Raw genomic sequence first — 15,505 nt, forward strand, 5'->3', positions numbered from 1 at the left:
CGTTGGATGGGCATGATTTATGGAGAGGTGTTAGCCGTCAACTCGAACCGGCGTGCCCACCTCGAACCGACGCCAGACCGGTGGGGCCGGTCCGGCGCGCGCCCTGCGCCTTTGGCGCGCACCGGGCGCAAGTAATTCCGATAGCAATTCAGATGTTCCGGTTGTCAGGCGACCGAGCCTGTCAGCGGATCAAACGCCGCCGCCATCAGCGCGCGGGTATAGGCCGACTTTGGTGCATCGAATACATCCGCGGCGTCGCCAGCCTCGACCACGTCGCCCTGTTTCATCACGATGATCTTGTGACTCAACGCGCGCACGACCTTCAGGTCATGGCTGATGAACAGATAGGCCAGCCCATGCTTCTTTTGCAGATCACGCAGCAGCTCCACAATCTGCACCTGCACGGTCATATCCAGCGCGCTGGTCGGTTCATCCAGAACCACCAGCCGGGGCCGCAGGATCATCGCGCGGGCAATTGCGATCCGCTGCCGCTGCCCGCCCGAAAATTCATGCGGATAGCGGTGCATCGTTAGCGGGTCGAGGCCCACTTCCACCATGATTTCGGCCACCATCTCACGCCGGTCGCGGGTCGGGTCGATGGCATGGATCGTCAGCCCTTCGGCAATGATCTCCTCCACCGTCATCCGGGGGGACAGGCTGCCATAGGGGTCCTGAAACACGATCTGCATATCCGCCCGCAGTGGCCGCAGTTGCCTGGACTTCCAGCGCTGAATATCGTCGCCCATGAACACAATCGGCCCCTGGGAGGAGATCAGCCGCATGATCGCCAGCGCCAGCGTCGTCTTGCCCGAGCCTGACTCGCCCACGATCCCCAACGTCTCTCCCGCGCGCACGGAAATGCTCGCCGCGTTCACCGCCTTGACGTGTCCGGCGGTGCGCTTCAGCAGACCCTTATAGATCGGAAACCAGATGCGCAGGTCTTCGGTGCTGACGATCTCCTCTGCGCCCGCAGGCACCGGGTCGGGCACGCCTGTGGAATGCGCCGACAGCAGCATCTGCGTATAAGGATGCTTCGGGTTCGCGAATATCTCTTCAGTCGGACCGGCCTCAACAATCTCGCCATCCTTCATCACGCAAACCCGATCGGCGATCTTGCGCACGATGCCAAGGTCATGGGTGATGAACAGCATCGACATGCCCATCTTGGATTTGAGGTCCGCCAGCAGGTCAAGAATCTGCGCCTGAATGGTCACGTCCAGCGCCGTCGTCGGTTCGTCCGCAACCAGAAGGTCCGGCCCATTGGCCAGCGCCATGGCGATCATCACCCGCTGACGCTGCCCGCCCGACAGCTCGTGCGGATAGGCACTCAACCTGCTTTCAGGATCGTTGATCCCCACCTGCGTCAACAGGTCGATAATCCGCCCCCGCGCCGCATCCCCGGCAACGCCCTGATGCAACGCCAGACTTTCGCCCAACTGCTTTTCGATCGTATGCAGCGGGTTGAGGCTGGTCATCGGTTCCTGGAAAATGAAACTGATGTCGTTGCCGCGCACCTTGCGCAGCAGTTTGTCATCCGCGCCAACCATTTCCTGCCCGAGGTATGTGATCGACCCGGTGGTCCGCGCAGAATCCGGCAACAGATCGACACTTGACAACGCCGTCACCGACTTGCCCGACCCGGACTCCCCAACCAGCGCAACGGTCTCGCCCTTTTCAACCACGAAACTGACATTCTTCACCGCGTCCGTTTCCGCCCCATCCTGACGGAATCTGACCGACAGGTCGCGCACTTCAAGAACCGCACTCACTGGAATGTCTTCCTGGGATCGAAGGCATCGCGCACACCCTCAAAAATGAAGACCAACAAGCTTAGCATGATCGCGAAGGTGAAAAAGGCAGTGAACCCCAGCCAAGGTGCCTGCAGGTTCTGCTTGGCCTGCAAGGTCAGCTCTCCCAATGACGGCGCCGACGATGGCAGTCCAAAGCCAAGGAAATCGAGGCCCGCAAGGGTCGAGATTGTGCCCGTGATGATGAACGGCAGCATGGTGACCGTGGCAACCATCGCATTGGGCAGCATATGGCGGAACATGATCGTCCAGTTCGATACGCCCAGCGCGCGCGCCGCCCGGACATATTCGAAATTCCGCGCCCGAAGGAACTCGGCGCGGACAATCCCGACCAATGCGGGCCAGCCGAACAGCACGGTGATGAACACCAGCAACCAGAAACTTCGTCCCAGAATGGCAAACAGGATGATGATGACGAACAACGACGGGGTAGAGCTCCAGATTTCAAGGATCCGCTGAAAGATCAGGTCGATCCAGCCGCCAAAGAACCCCTGCACCGCGCCCGCAATGATCCCGACGACCGAGGCGATAACCGTCACGATCAGCGTGAACAGGATCGAAAGGCGGAACCCGTATAGCACACGCGCCGCCACATCCCGCTTGGTGTCATCGGTGCCCAGCCAGTTCTGACTGTCCGGCGGTCCGGGTGCGGCACCGGGTTTGTCGACGATGGTCTGGAAATCATACGGGATCGGCGGCCAGATCATCCAGCCGCTTTCAATCGCCTCTCCGTCGACGGTTCCGGTTTCGGCCTGCGCGATCACCCCTTCGGGGTCGTCAAAACAAGCCTCCAACCCGCCCGACCGGATCAGGCACTGGACCTCGACATCGCCGTACACAGCTTCGGTCCGAAAATCCCCGCCATAGGCGGTTTCCGGGTAAAACTGGAATATCGGCATCCGGTACTCGCCGCGATAGTTGACCAGGATCGGTTTGTCGTTGGCCAGAAACTCGGCAAACAGAGACAGTGTGAAGATCGCCATAAAGATAATCAGCGACCAGAACGCGCGGCGGTTGCGGCGGAAATTGCGCCAGCGGCGCTGGTTCAGCGGCGACAACCACATCCGCTTCTTCTTCGGCACGACGACCTCGGCGGGCGCGGTATCGGCGATATCGGGCATGGCCATGGCTCAGCCCTCGCGCGTTTCAAAGTCGATGCGCGGATCGACGAAAACATACATCAGGTCGGACAGGATCCCGACGACCAGCCCGATCAGGCCAAAGAAGTACAGCGTGCCGAAGATCACCGGATAATCCCGCGCCACGGCGGCCTCGAACCCCAGCCGCCCAAGACCGTCGAGCGAGAAGATCGTCTCGATAATCAGCGAACCACCAAAGAACACGCCAATAAATACGCTCGGGAATCCGGCGATCACGATCAGCATCGCGTTGCGGAACACATGGCCATAAAGAACGCGCGACTCCGCCAGCCCTTTGGCCCGCGCCGTCACCACATATTGCTTGCGGATCTCATCCAGGAACGAGTTCTTCGTCAGCAGCGTCAGCGTCGCAAAGGCCGAGATGGTCGAGGCGATAACCGGCAGCGCGATATGCCAGAAGTAATCCAGCACCTTGCCGATCAGGCTCAGCTCACTCCAGTTGTCGGAGGTCAGCCCCCGCAGCGGGAAAATCTGCCAATAGGACCCGCCCGCGAAAAGCACCAGCAGCAGGATCGCGAACAGGAAACCTGGGATCGCATAGGCGATGATGATCATCCCGCTGGTCCAGGTATCAAACGCCGACCCGTCGCGCACCGCCTTGCGGATGCCCAGCGGGATCGACACCAGATAGGCGATGACCGTCGACCACAGCCCCAGCGTGATCGACACCGGCATCTTCTCCCAAACCAAATCCAGCACCCCGATGGAGCGGAAATAGCTTTCGCCGAAATCGAACCGCAAATAGTTGCCCATCATCGTCAGAAAGCGTTCCAGCGGCGGCTTGTCGAAGCCGAATTCGCGCTCCAACTCTGCGATGAATTCCGCCGGAAGCCCCCGCGCGCCGACATAGCCGCTGGTGTCGGCACCACCGCCCGCCTGGCTTTCCAGCACCTCGGACCCGCCGCCCGATATCCCTTCGAACACATCGCCCTGCCCTTCCATCTGGGCCAGGATCTGTTCGATCGGCCCGCCCGGAACGAACTGGGTCAGCGTGAAGTTGATGATCATGATCCCCAGCAATGTGGGAATGATCAGCAACAACCGTCTAAGGATATAGGCGCCCATTGCTCAGGCCTTAGCGCAGCGCACCGGACGCGCGCAGCTCTGCCGCTGCCGCGGCGTCATACCACCAGAAATCGACCACCCCCAGCGCCAGCGGCGGAAGTTCTTCAGGGTGGCGGTACTGATCCCAATAGGCGACCCAGTGGGAGGTATTTTCCCACTGCGGCAACCAGAACCCATGGGCGCGCAGCACCCGGTCCAGCGCCCGCGTGCCGGTCTTCATCGCCTCCAGCGTTTCCGCCTCGATCACCACGTCGATCAACCGGTCAATCGCCGGGTCTTCCAGTGCCATCAGGTTGCGGCTGGAATCTTCGGCCGTGGACGAATGGAACCACTGTTTCAGACCCAGACTCGGCTCAAACCCCTGGCCCGGATTCTGGTTTGTCAGGTCCCAGTCGCCTCGACGGCGACGTTCGATATATTGTGCGGTGTCGATCCGCTCTAACGAGGCATTGATCCCGGCCAGTCGCAGGTTTTCCACGAAGGGATTCACGATCCGGTCAAACAACGGACTGCGCTGGATGATCACCAGGTCAAGCGTTTCGCCCGCCGCGTTGCGGCGCAATCCATCGTCGCCAACCTCCCAGCCCTCACCATCCAGCAGACGGTTGGCGGCGCGCAATATGCTGCGCGACGGGTTGTTCTTGGCCGCGTCGTTGACCGGCGGCACCCAAGCTTCATCGCTCAGGATCGACGCATCCAGCAAACCGTCGTCGACCAGCCCCTGCAACAACGCCGCCTCGTCACCCGCTGGCACGCCTTCGGCGGCCAGGTCCGAGTTTCCCCAAAATGAATAGGGCCGCTGGTAAAGGCCGTAAAACAGGCTTTCGTTCGACCATTCGAAGTTGAACAGCATCGTTACCATTTCGCGCACTTGCGGGTTCTTCCAGCGTTCGCGCCGCAGGTTGAATATGAACCCGGCGGCGGCACTGATACTGCCGTCCGGCAGGGTCTCCTGAATCACATGACCATCATTCAGCGCCGGGAAATCATAACTTGTCGCCCAGTCTTTCGACGAAGACTCGATCCGGAACAGATACTCACCCGCCTTGAACGCCTCAAAAGCAGCGGCTGAATCCGCAAAATACTCGGTCCGCACCTCGTCAAAGTTGAATCGGCCCTTGTTGACCGGCAGGTCCGCGCCCCACCAATCGGGGTTTTTCTTGTATGTGATCGAGCGCCCGATATCGACATCGCCGACAACATAAGGCCCGGTGCCCATGAAGGGGACAGATGCACTTTCGTCCAGCCGAACGCCGTTATCCTCAAACCATTTTTTCGAGAATGGATTCCACAGGCCGACCAGCCCCATCCGGTCACGCAATGGGGCCGCTTCATTGAATTCGAACCGCACCTGATGCGTGCCCGTCACCTCGATCGACTTGAAGAACCCGTCCAATAAGCTGCGAAATTCGGTAATGCCCTGTTCCAGAAACAGATCGATGGTGAACTTCAGGTCCTCAGCCGTCATCGGCGTGCCGTCCGAAAACCGCACATCTTCGCGCAGGTTAATCACCACCCAGTCGAGGCCTTCAGGGTATTCGACCGTGGTGCATAGGTTGCAGTAATATCCGTAAGGATCATCGGCAAAGGCGATCATCAGGTCTTCGTACATCAGATCAGTATTCGCCACCGGCACGCCCTTGCGGGTGTACAGATTGAAACTGTCGAAATTCCCCTGCGCCCACAGCGACAATTGCCCGCCCTTGGGGGCGTCAGGATTGACATAATTCAGATGCGGAAAGTCTGCCGGATACTTCAATTCGCCGAAATTGGTGTACCCATGGCTAACCGTGACACCGTGGCTTTCCGCCATAGCACCCGCAGGCAATGTGGCAATCAGCGTGGCCAGGGCAACCTGGCGAGGGGCGAATAGCGTCATGGGCAGAATCCTCCGTCAACAACCTGTGAAGCGTACATAGCGTTCATTTTGCAACTTACGCCAATTTTTACAAAGTCGAACGCTCAAGTTGAGAATCCGTGAGATTTGGTGATCGAACCGCGCGCAGCCCTGCGCATTCCGGCAACATCAGACACTTCAGACATGAAAAAGCCGCCCATATGCGGACGGCTTTGTAACAATTCTGAACGCGGGATGTAGGATCAGTTTGTCAGCGTGGCAAGATATGCGACCAGATTGGCCCGATCATCCAGTTTGCGCACGGCAAGGTTCATCTTGGTCCCCGGCGCATAGGTTTTAGGTGCCTCAAGGAACAGGTTGAGGGCCGAAGCCTCCCAGTCGCCGGGCAATCCAATCAGCGCGTCTGTATACCCAAAGCCCCCGACCGAGGCTATGTCGCGGTCAACAACACCGTGCAGCGTCGGCCCGGTGCCATTGGCGCCCGGTTCCTTGTGGCAGGCCTTGCATTTGCCATAGACCTTTTCGCCCTTGGCAATGTCTGCCGCCGCAACCAGCGCTGCGAAATCAATTTCGGGCGCGTCGGGCGCGTCCGTTGAATCTGTCGCGTCGGCACTGGCCACTTCAATCGTATAGGCTTGCGCGGCCTCGCCGCCATGGCCGTCGCCGTGACCATCCGCGCCGACGTGATACATCGTCTCGGCAGCCCAGTTGCCCAGCAGGAACACCAGAAAGGCGCCGCACAGCCCGGCAGCTACTTTGGTCATCGTCATCGTGTCGAACATGTCGTGTTCCGCCTTGTCCTTGCCTTCGCGGCTATCTATCCGTTTCCGGCAGGGGCTTTCAAGCGTTGTTAGGCGCGACGAAACGCCCCTGCAACGACGACAGGACAGGGGGCCGCCATGACCGGACGTATCGCATTCCAGGGAGAGCTTGGCGCCTATGGCCATCAGGTCTGCGCCCAGGCCCGCCCCGAGATGGAGCCGATGCCCTGCCAGACCTTTCAGGATTCGGTCGCCGCCGTGCGCAATGGCAACGCTGACCTGGCGATGCTTGCGGTAGAAAACTCGACATATGGACGGGTTGCAGATGTCCACACCCTGCTGCCCGAAAGCGGGCTGCATATCGTCGACGAAGCCTTCGTGCGCGTCCACATCAATCTGCTGGCAGTGCCGGGAACCCCGCTTGGGGCGATCACCTCAGCGATGAGCCATACTGTGTTGTTGGGCCAGTGCCGCAAATTCCTGACCCAGCACAACATCCGCCCGGTCACCGGCGCCGACACAGCAGGCTCAGCCCAGCACGTGGCCGAGGTTGGCGATCCGGCGCAGGCCGCGCTGGCCTCGGAGCTGGCAGGCGAGATCTATGGCCTCGACGTTGTGGCGCGCCATATCGAGGATCTGGACAACAACACCACAAGGTTCCTGGTGATGTCACCGACGCTGGACACAACGCGGCGTGGTGAAGGCAAGATGATCACCAGCTTCGTATTCCGCGTCCGCAATATCCCCGCCGCGCTCTACAAGGCGATGGGCGGCTTTGCGACCAATGGTGTCAACATGACCAAGCTGGAAAGCTATATGGTCGGCGGCCAGTTCACTGCGACGCAATTCTATGCAGATATCGAGGGGCACCCAGATGACCCCAACGTTGTGCTGGCCATGGAAGAGCTGGCCTATTTCACCGACCACCTGCACGTGCTTGGCGTCTATCCCGCAGACCTGGCCAGCAATCGCGCCTGATCCAAGCCTTCGCGGCCCGCAGGTTTGACCCGGCAGGCTGGGGGCCAACGCCCCCCAGACACGAGACGGCTGGGGGCCAGCCCCCAGACCCCCGAGGTATTTATGGACTGATAATGCCTGAATGTGCGGATCCGTTGCTGCGCTTGGCGATCAGGTTTTTGATGTATAGCGCGATGGTGTTTCGTACCCCGTGCCGCGCCTGACCTGGCGGCGCCAGTCAACCTCGATCCGGCGCGCAAAGGCCGCCGCGCGCCTTGCAATACGCCGTTTCACGCGGCCGCGAACCAGACGCAGAGATTGCATCACGATCTTGCCGGACACCGATTTCGCCTGCACGTTGAATTTGGTCACCATGCGGGTGGTATTCGGATCCGTTTCGGACAGTTTCAACGTGATCACTGCATCCAGACCACCGCTTCGGGAATGCGCGACAAACCCGCTCGGCGCATCAAACCGACGCATCCGGACATCCGCTGTCCGCCTGCGCCCACGCAGACGAAAGCCTATAGTCCAGGACATCCCCGGACCCGGTGCCGCCAGATCGTCGGTGCGTTCGACCGAGATGTCCCGGTTCCGTGCCAGCCGGGTGAATGTCTCAAACGCGGTGCAAGCGCGGAACACATCTGCCAGCGGCGCCTTCACTATTTCATCCGAGGTAAATTTCATCGTCCGCGCATTTCGCTGCCTGAATTTTCTGACTGTCCTGTGAGATCAATCCAGCCGATCTGCAAGCCAATGCCCGATCAGGAAATGCGCGATCGACCCTTTGCGCGCGGCACTGATATTCGGGTTCCGCCCGGCGTAGATCTCGGCCATCTCTTCGCGCGTGACCCAGATCGCATCGTCCAGTTCCGCCGGGTCCAGCGTGATCGCCTCGCTCGTCGCTTCGGCCAGACAGCCGAACATCAGCGAAGACGGGAATGGCCAGGGTTGTGAGGCGAGGTAGCTGACCGGCCCACAGGTCACGCCGGTTTCTTCCAAAACCTCGCGGCGCACCGCCCCCTCCAGCGTCTCACCCGGTTCGACGAAGCCTGCCAGCAGGGAATACATGCCCTCGGGCCAATGCGGCGAGCGCCCGATCAGCAGGCTGTTGGCGCGCACAATCAGCATAATGACAACCGGATCGGTGCGCGGGAAGTGATGCCCGCCGCAGACCGGGCAATCCCGTTGCCAGCCGCCCATCGCCATCACGCTTTCCGCCCCGCAAATCGCGCAGAACCTGTGCGAGCGATGCCAGCCCAGTACTGCTTTGGCGGTCACGATCAACTCGGCAGCGCGCGGTGACAAGGCCGCCATCGCACCGCGCAATTCCGCAAAACGCACGCCGCTTGGCAGGTCGGGATGGCGCTGTTCAGTCGGGTCGAAGAACACATCCTGTTCTTCGGGCTGATCGACAGGTTGCCAATCCGAAACATCCTGCGCAAACTGCGGCACGCCATCACCGACGCTGTCGTCAATGCCAAGGAACACGGGCGTGCGGCCATCCCGCAGAACCGGATGGCCCGGCTTCAGCCACCCCGGTTCGACAGGGTCAGTGCCCGAAAACAGCGGCTTGCCCCGCCAGATCGGCAGCACTCGCGCCGCCGGATCGCCCAGCATCCGGGCCAGCGCATCCGCATCACCGCGCAGCTCTGCCGCCCGGTTCAGACCCGAGCCGCCAAATGTCACCGTTTCCGCCAGTCGCATCTCTGCCCTGCCCATCGCTGCCAAACCCGCCCTACCTGCCAGCGCACCGCGTCCATGGCAACGGGTTGCGCGCCGGATGGCCGCACGCTCGCCCCGTGCGGGAATTGACGGGCGCGTCAACACCCCATAGGGTTTCGGCATATTCCTGCCGATTGCATCGTATCTATTGGATATCCCGTGTTAGCGTTCATTGTCTGCCAATCGCTTTTCAGGAGAATCCCATGCAACGCTTGCCGTCTGCCCCCATGAGCCGCCGCACCTTCCTTGCCGCCACCACGGCCGGTGCATCGCTGACGATCCTGCACCCGTTCTCAGCCCGCGCCGCCGCCGGTCAGGCGCATCTGCGGCTGATGGAGACGACCGATCTGCACGTGCATGTCTTCCCCTATGATTATTACTCCGACAAGCCGGTCGACACCGTCGGCCTGGCCCGCACCGCCGCCCATGTCGCCGACATCCGGGCCGAGGCGACAAATTCGGTGCTGCTGGACAACGGCGACCTGATTCAGGGCAACCCGATGGGCGACTACATCGCGTATGAGCGGGGCATGAAAGACGGCGACATGCACCCGATCATCACCGCAATGAATACGGTCGGCTTTGACGCCGCCACCATCGGCAATCACGAGTTCAACTATGGCCTCGACTTCCTGATGAAGAGCATGGCCGGGGCCGATTTCCAGGTGGTGCTGTCCAACATCGCGACCGAGGCTGGGGCCTCCCCCACCGCCGACACGACCCTGTTCAAGCCCTACGTCATCCTCGACCGGATGGTCACCGATGGCGCGGGTGAGGAACACGCCCTGAAACTCGGCATCATCGGCTTCACCCCGCCACAGGTGATGAACTGGGACCGCCGCCACCTGGAAGGCAACGTGGTGGCTCGCGACATTGTCGAAACCGCGCGGGCCTACGTGCCCGAGATGAAAGAGGCCGGGGCCGACATCATCATCGCGCTCAGCCACTCCGGGATCGGTGCGGACCAGCACAGCGACGGGATGGAAAACGCGAGCGTTCCGCTGGCCGCCGTGGACGGCATCGACGCGATTATGACCGGCCACCACCACCTCGTCTTCCCCGGCCCGAAATACGAGGCCACCGACGCCGTCGATCCCGAGGCCGGAACGCTCCACGGCAAACCCGCCGTCATGGGCGGCTTCTGGGGCAGCGACCTCGGCGTCATCGACCTGATGCTGGAAGTGTCGGGCGGAGATTGGAAAGTCGCAGGCTTCGAAACCTCGACCCGTCCGATTTCAAAACGCAACGAGGATCGTTCGATCACCGCGCTGGTGGAAAGCCAGCCCGAGGTCCTCGCCGCCGTTCAGGCCGAGCACGACGAAACCCTCGCCTACGTCCGCCGCGCCGTCGGCAAGACCGCCGCGCCGCTGCACAGCTATTTCGCGTTGGTCGCAGATGACCCCTCGGTCCAGATCGTCTCCATCGCGCAGAAATGGTATATTGAGGAAATGATGAAAGGGACCGAACATGAAGGCCTCCCCATCCTCTCTGCCGCAGCGCCATTCAAAGCCGGGGGCCGGGGCGGGCCGGAGTATTATACCGACGTCCCCGCAGGCGACGTCGCGATCAAAAACGTCGCCGACCTCTATCTCTATCCCAACACCGCGCGGGCGGTGCGGGTGACGGGGGCCGAGGTGCGCGACTGGCTGGAACGCAGCGCCGGGATGTTCAACCAGATCACCCCGGGACAGGCGGATCAGGTCCTGCTGAACCCCGAATTCCCGTCCTACAACTTCGACGTGATCGACGACGTCACCTATCAGATCGACCTGTCTCAGCCGTCAAAATTCACCCCAAAAGGCGAACCCCTGAACCCCGACGCCAACCGCATCGTGGGCCTGATGTACAACGGCGCGCCGGTCACTGACGACATGGAGTTCATCATCGCCACCAACAACTACCGCGCCTCAGGCGGCGGGTCGTTCCCCGGAGCCATGGGCGACACCATCATCTTCGAAGGCCCCGACGCCAACTGGAGCTTCGCCCCCCTGCCCGGAACCAGCGTGCTGTTCGACACGGGGCCGAAAGCGGTGGATTACGCCGACCAGGTGCCGGGCGTGACGATTGCCCCTGCGGGGGATGGGCCAGACGGGTTTGCGCGGTTTCGGATTGAGTTGTGAGGGGTGTGAGGGCGTAGGGCGGGCATTTGCCCGCCACGCGCGGTGGCCAGAAACGTGGCAGAACTGACCTGGTTTTGGCTGGGGTTAGTGCCAGGCTCAAGCCATTGATACGCTGTTGGGCCGCTTGCGTTGGTCAAAATCGATCGTTTTTTGGGCGAGCCTTCAATTGTTGCCACATCCTGAAGTTGTAGTCGGAAAGGAATTCAGGAGGGTTTGCGATGAATTCTACTCGGAAGCCTTCGGTTCGGGCAAGATACGGCGAAAAAATGGGAGCGATCCTGCCCTGACAGCCTAAATTATTGTGTTCCCGTTTGGATTGAGTAGGTGCTCGGGTGTATTGGCGCCTCAGATCTGACAACAGGCTTGACTGCGAGGGTGAACAAGCATCCAATTACGATCTGTCCGCACGAAATGCTGAGGTCACCTGGGAGGATTGTCATGAAAACGCTGCTGCTCGCGACCGTGGCGATGGCTTGCTCTGTCGTTGCAGCCAAGGCCGAGGATGGGTTTTCTTTCGGGCTCTATGGTGGAGCTACGCTGGAAACTGAAACTGACCACCAGCTTTTTGGTCCGAATGGAGGTAACTCAGCAACATCATCGCTAGGTGAAGGTACCTGGGCCGGCATGGATTTTCGATACCACAGCAATGGTGTTTTTTTGGATTGGGGATAGAAAGCATCAACATCGATCAAAGTATACAATGGAACGGTTCAGGCACACCATCTGGTGCGGGCATAGGCGCAACGATATTCGATTTAGAATATGGTCGTCCTGTGAATGACAATGGGTACTGGACCGTAGGTCTGCGCCATATGAAATTGGATTTGACCTCCAAGTTTTTCTCCAGCGGCAACGGCCCACTTCATGCATTTGAAGGCACTGAGGTGCGCATTGGGTACGAAGGCAAGCAAGACAACGCCATAGGCGGGGTGTCACTTTTGGGTGGTGCCGGACTTTCAGTGCTTGATGGTGTTATCAAGACACACGACACTGACTTTTGGATTTGCGACGACTGTACGCCAACCGAAACGACTGCGGTGGGCATTGATGCAAGGATCAGTGCAGCTATTCAGACTTCTGAATCGGGATCGATTGTCGTCGGATATCAGGCGCAACATTGGAAAGACGTCACTGTGGAAATATCGGATGATAGTGGCTTCGGGCTAAATCTCGGCACGTCAGACATTCTGGTTCATGGACCGTTCATTGGCTTCAACACCACGTTTTGAGTTTTACGCTCAATCGACATTATGGCCCAAGTCTGCACAATGGGATTAATTCTTACCAGGCGGCTGAACGTGCAATCGCCGGTGACAGATGGGTTCCTTTTGGAAGATGGCGGACCCTGTGCGGCGTGCACACGATAACGACCAAAACACAACACACATAATCGCCCCCAATATCTCCCCAATTGAACCTTCACCCCCCACCCCACGACCCACCTGTAGTCGACGCTCACCCCACGCCGAACTCAGGAAGGTCACAGCATGTACAAGTCACTCGTTCTCTCGGTCACCCTCGCCGCCCTTACCCTCACCGCGCCCGCGGCCAGCGCCGCCTCCAAGGTGCCGGTTGAAATCGACGGCAAGACGACGGCGCTCTCGCCCGGCCAGATGCGCGCTGATCACCCCAAGATGTACACCGCCTATCGCAAGGCCCAGCGCGCCGGAAACGCCTTCGCCGCGAACCCGGACGGCCCCGTCCCCCTCGGCTGCGTCCGCTTCCCTTTCATGATTGTCTGCAACCACGCCGGATACTGGTGCGCCGTCGGCTGGTCGGGCGGCGAGTTGAAGTTCAATTGCGGCGGAGACGGTAACAGCTCGCGACCTTCATCGCGCAGCTTCCGCTCTAACTGAGCCACTCCGAACGCCCAACGCGCCTGCACAACATCGCCTTGCCCGGTCACACCGACTGGGCGGGCCATTGGCCCGCCCTGCGCTCACTCTGGGTCGGGCGGTGTCTCCTTGTACCACGACCAGCCCTCCATCATCTCGGTGATCCTGTCCTGCCCGTGGTTGTGCAGCAGGTCCGCGAACACCTCATGTTCCCGCTGGACCTGACCAATCTGCATCTGGGCATAGGTCGCCAGCACCCGGTTCATCCGCGCCTGATACCCCTTGCACATCGCGCGATAGAACCTCGCCACTGACTGGTCGAGCCGGATGGTGATCTTCACCTTCGGCTCCTCGCACGGGATATCCTCGGCGATCGTCGCCCAGGCCTCGGGCACCAGCTGCTGGACGCTGTAGTAAATGCCGTCCTCGTCCCCCAACCCCGACATCAGATAGCCTAAAGCGTTTCGACATTAACCTGAGACATATCCGGCGGCCTTAAAGTAGTTCCAGCATTCTACTGGGTCGTAGAGATCGCAGATTGCTCCGATTGCTTCGAAGACCTGGGTAAAGGACCTGGCCCCGATCCGTCGCAAATGGGCTTTCAGTTTAGAGAAGGCCTGCTCGATGGGATTCAGGTCGGGCGAGTACGGTGGCAGGTAAAGGAACCAGCAGCCGTGATTGCGTAAAGCCTGCGTCGCCTCCTTATTCCGGTGGGTTGCCAGGTTGTCGAGAATGACGACAGTGCCGGGGTTGATCTCGGGGACCAGCACTTCGCGGATGTAGGCCGCGAAGGCGGGGCCATCTATCGCTCCCTTGATGACCCAAGGTGCGATCAGCGCGCCTTGGGTCAGGCCCGCGATCAAGGTTTGGGTTCCCCAGCTTCCGAAGGGCGCATCCATCGTCAGGCGCTTACCGCGCTTGGCTCTGCCGCGTAGGCGCGTGAGGTTTGTCTTCACTGCGGTTTCGTCAATAAAGACAACGCGCTCAGGAAAGGTCGCAATGGCTGGCGAGCGGTATCTGAACCAGTCGGCCCGTTGCTGCCTTACCTTGGCGCGGCGGCGCTCGGTGGCGACCAGCGACTTTTTTTGTACGTGAAGCCGAGCCGGGACAGAAGGTTGGCGATGGAGGAGTGATGCACCCGCACACCCTCTGCATCGGCCAGCGCATTACGCAACTCAAAGAGCGTGATGTCAGGGTCTTGTGCGATCAACTCCTCAAAGAATTCCCGATGCGGAGCCAGCTTTCCCTTGTCGCGCGGCGGTCCCTGCCGGGCAGGTTCCGCATGACCCTTCATCCTCACCTGACGCGCCCACCGCGCGCCTGTGGCAGGCGACAGCTTCAACCGCAACGCCGCCGCGCGCCCGCTCAACCCTTCTTCAATGTATCTCTGAAACCGTATCCGAAGCGCAGATGGCAAAGGTGCTGACATGATCCATCCTCCCAAACAGGATGAATCACAGATCAGGTCTCAAGGGAATCCCTCGCGATTCAGGTTCAAGACGAAACGCTTTAGCAAATCGGTTTCGCGTGTGCCGGGCGCGCCGCCCATGATGTGGACAGCCGCAAGAAACGGGGCATCGGACGTCAGCACCGTCACGCCAGTCTTGATCACATCATCCTGCGCCTGCCCGACCAGAAGGCCGGGCACATCGGTGATCAGATTGCGTGCACCGGTCGGCATCAGATCCGTGGCTTTGGCGCGGCGGTGGCAGCGTCGCCGGTGTTGGGGACGCCACGGGGTTCGATCAACAATACCTTGGCTTCACGCAGCGCGCGTGGTCGATGGACCTTGCCGCGCGGCACCACGGCAAGCTCTCCGGGGCCGAGGGTCAGGGTATTGTCTTCGACATCCAGCAAGATCTCGCCCTCGATCACCAGAAAGAAATCGTCTGTGTCGGGGTGGCTGTGGAAGGGGAATTCGCCCTGAAACTTCACCACCATCACCTCATTGTCGTTGTAATCGGCCACGACATGCGGATCCCAGTGGCTGTCGAACTGGGCCAGTTTCTCGGCCAGGTTTACTTTCTGCATCACGCCCCCCTTTTCGCGTCCGATCAAGCGATATCACGCGGGCAAGCGCAAGGGCGGGATTGCGCGGTGCATTGGGTTGGGCTAGCAGTTTGGCGGGCCTGGGCGATGGCGTCGCCCCGCGTGTCCCGCGCGCCCAAAAGCGGCCCTGAACGCCGGGGTCTGTTTTGAACGACAGGGAGCACCCC

General features: G+C 60.5%; 14 protein-coding genes and 2 pseudogenes. 5 read left to right on the forward strand and 11 right to left on the reverse strand.

Going from position 1 to position 15,505, the window contains the following annotated elements; genetic code table 11:
- Positions 1-164: 164 nt before the first annotated feature.
- From GKR99_13515 to GKR99_13535, 5 genes are all read right to left on the reverse strand, one after another.
- A complete protein-coding gene (locus tag GKR99_13515; protein ID NKB28506.1) occupies positions 165-1,769 on the reverse strand; it encodes a dipeptide ABC transporter ATP-binding protein in 1,605 nt (534 codons plus the stop codon).
- Entirely contained in the window at positions 1,766-2,872 is a 1,107-nt protein-coding gene (locus GKR99_13520; GenBank protein ID NKB28507.1) for an ABC transporter permease subunit, read from the reverse strand. Before GKR99_13520 ends, GKR99_13515 begins: the two co-directional genes overlap by 4 nt.
- A 66-nt stretch (positions 2,873-2,938) precedes the next feature.
- The gene (yejB, locus tag GKR99_13525; GenBank protein ID NKB28508.1) at positions 2,939-4,033 is read right to left on the reverse strand and encodes a microcin C ABC transporter permease YejB; all 1,095 of its coding nucleotides are present in this window, start codon (positions 4,031-4,033) and stop codon (positions 2,939-2,941) included.
- A gap of 10 nt (positions 4,034-4,043) precedes the next feature.
- A complete protein-coding gene (locus GKR99_13530) occupies positions 4,044-5,912 on the reverse strand; it encodes an ABC transporter substrate-binding protein (GenBank protein NKB28509.1) in 1,869 nt (622 codons plus the stop codon).
- 221 nt (positions 5,913-6,133) lie between these two features.
- Positions 6,134-6,673, reverse strand: a complete 540-nt coding sequence (locus tag GKR99_13535) for a c-type cytochrome (protein ID NKB28510.1) — start codon at positions 6,671-6,673, stop codon at positions 6,134-6,136.
- Positions 6,674-6,790: 117 nt separating this feature from the next.
- Between GKR99_13535 and GKR99_13540 the strand changes: the two genes are divergently transcribed.
- Entirely contained in the window at positions 6,791-7,630 is an 840-nt protein-coding gene (locus GKR99_13540) for a prephenate dehydratase (protein ID NKB28511.1), read from the forward strand.
- 150 nt (positions 7,631-7,780) lie between these two features.
- On the opposite strand, the gene GKR99_13545 is transcribed toward GKR99_13540, so the two are convergent.
- Together GKR99_13545 and nudC are read right to left on the reverse strand one after the other, a co-directional pair.
- The gene (locus GKR99_13545) at positions 7,781-8,296 is read right to left on the reverse strand and encodes a hypothetical protein (GenBank protein ID NKB28512.1); all 516 of its coding nucleotides are present in this window, start codon (positions 8,294-8,296) and stop codon (positions 7,781-7,783) included.
- Positions 8,297-8,341: 45 nt separating this feature from the next.
- Positions 8,342-9,316, reverse strand: coding sequence for an NAD(+) diphosphatase (nudC, locus tag GKR99_13550; GenBank protein ID NKB28513.1), 975 nt, complete (start codon positions 9,314-9,316; stop codon positions 8,342-8,344).
- Between the two features lie 221 nt (positions 9,317-9,537).
- Here nudC and GKR99_13555 point away from each other — a divergent pair, with 221 nt between their 5' ends.
- From GKR99_13555 to GKR99_13570, 4 genes are all read left to right on the forward strand, one after another.
- Positions 9,538-11,454 (forward strand): bifunctional 2',3'-cyclic-nucleotide 2'-phosphodiesterase/3'-nucleotidase, encoded by a 1,917-nt coding sequence (locus GKR99_13555; protein NKB28514.1) that lies wholly within the window; start codon positions 9,538-9,540, stop codon positions 11,452-11,454.
- 438 nt (positions 11,455-11,892) lie between these two features.
- Entirely contained in the window at positions 11,893-12,126 is a 234-nt protein-coding gene (locus tag GKR99_13560; protein ID NKB28515.1) for a hypothetical protein, read from the forward strand.
- The gene (locus GKR99_13565) at positions 12,117-12,683 is read left to right on the forward strand and encodes a hypothetical protein (GenBank protein ID NKB28516.1); all 567 of its coding nucleotides are present in this window, start codon (positions 12,117-12,119) and stop codon (positions 12,681-12,683) included. The genes GKR99_13560 and GKR99_13565 overlap by 10 nt, the downstream gene beginning before the upstream one ends.
- 258 nt (positions 12,684-12,941) lie before the next feature.
- A complete protein-coding gene (locus GKR99_13570; GenBank protein ID NKB28517.1) occupies positions 12,942-13,310 on the forward strand; it encodes a hypothetical protein in 369 nt (122 codons plus the stop codon).
- Positions 13,311-13,393: 83 nt separating this feature from the next.
- Here the strand turns inward: GKR99_13570 and GKR99_13575 are convergent, their stop codons facing one another.
- The 4 genes and pseudogenes from GKR99_13575 to GKR99_13590 all read right to left on the reverse strand — a co-directional run bounded on the left by GKR99_13575 (position 13,394) and on the right by GKR99_13590 (position 15,320).
- The gene (locus GKR99_13575) at positions 13,394-13,735 is read right to left on the reverse strand and encodes a hypothetical protein (GenBank protein NKB28518.1); all 342 of its coding nucleotides are present in this window, start codon (positions 13,733-13,735) and stop codon (positions 13,394-13,396) included.
- A 24-nt stretch (positions 13,736-13,759) separates the two neighbouring features.
- A pseudogene (locus tag GKR99_13580) lies at positions 13,760-14,718 on the reverse strand (IS630 family transposase).
- A gap of 81 nt (positions 14,719-14,799) precedes the next feature.
- Positions 14,800-14,970: pseudogene (locus tag GKR99_13585) on the reverse strand (peptidase T4).
- A complete protein-coding gene (locus tag GKR99_13590) occupies positions 14,970-15,320 on the reverse strand; it encodes a cupin domain-containing protein (GenBank protein NKB28519.1) in 351 nt (116 codons plus the stop codon). Before GKR99_13590 ends, GKR99_13585 begins: the two are co-directional and overlap by 1 nt.
- Between the last annotated feature and the right edge of the window lie 185 nt (positions 15,321-15,505).

Source organism: Paracoccaceae bacterium (assembly GCA_012103375.1).
In the GTDB taxonomy this organism is placed as follows: Bacteria; Pseudomonadota; Alphaproteobacteria; order Rhodobacterales; family Rhodobacteraceae; genus WLWX01.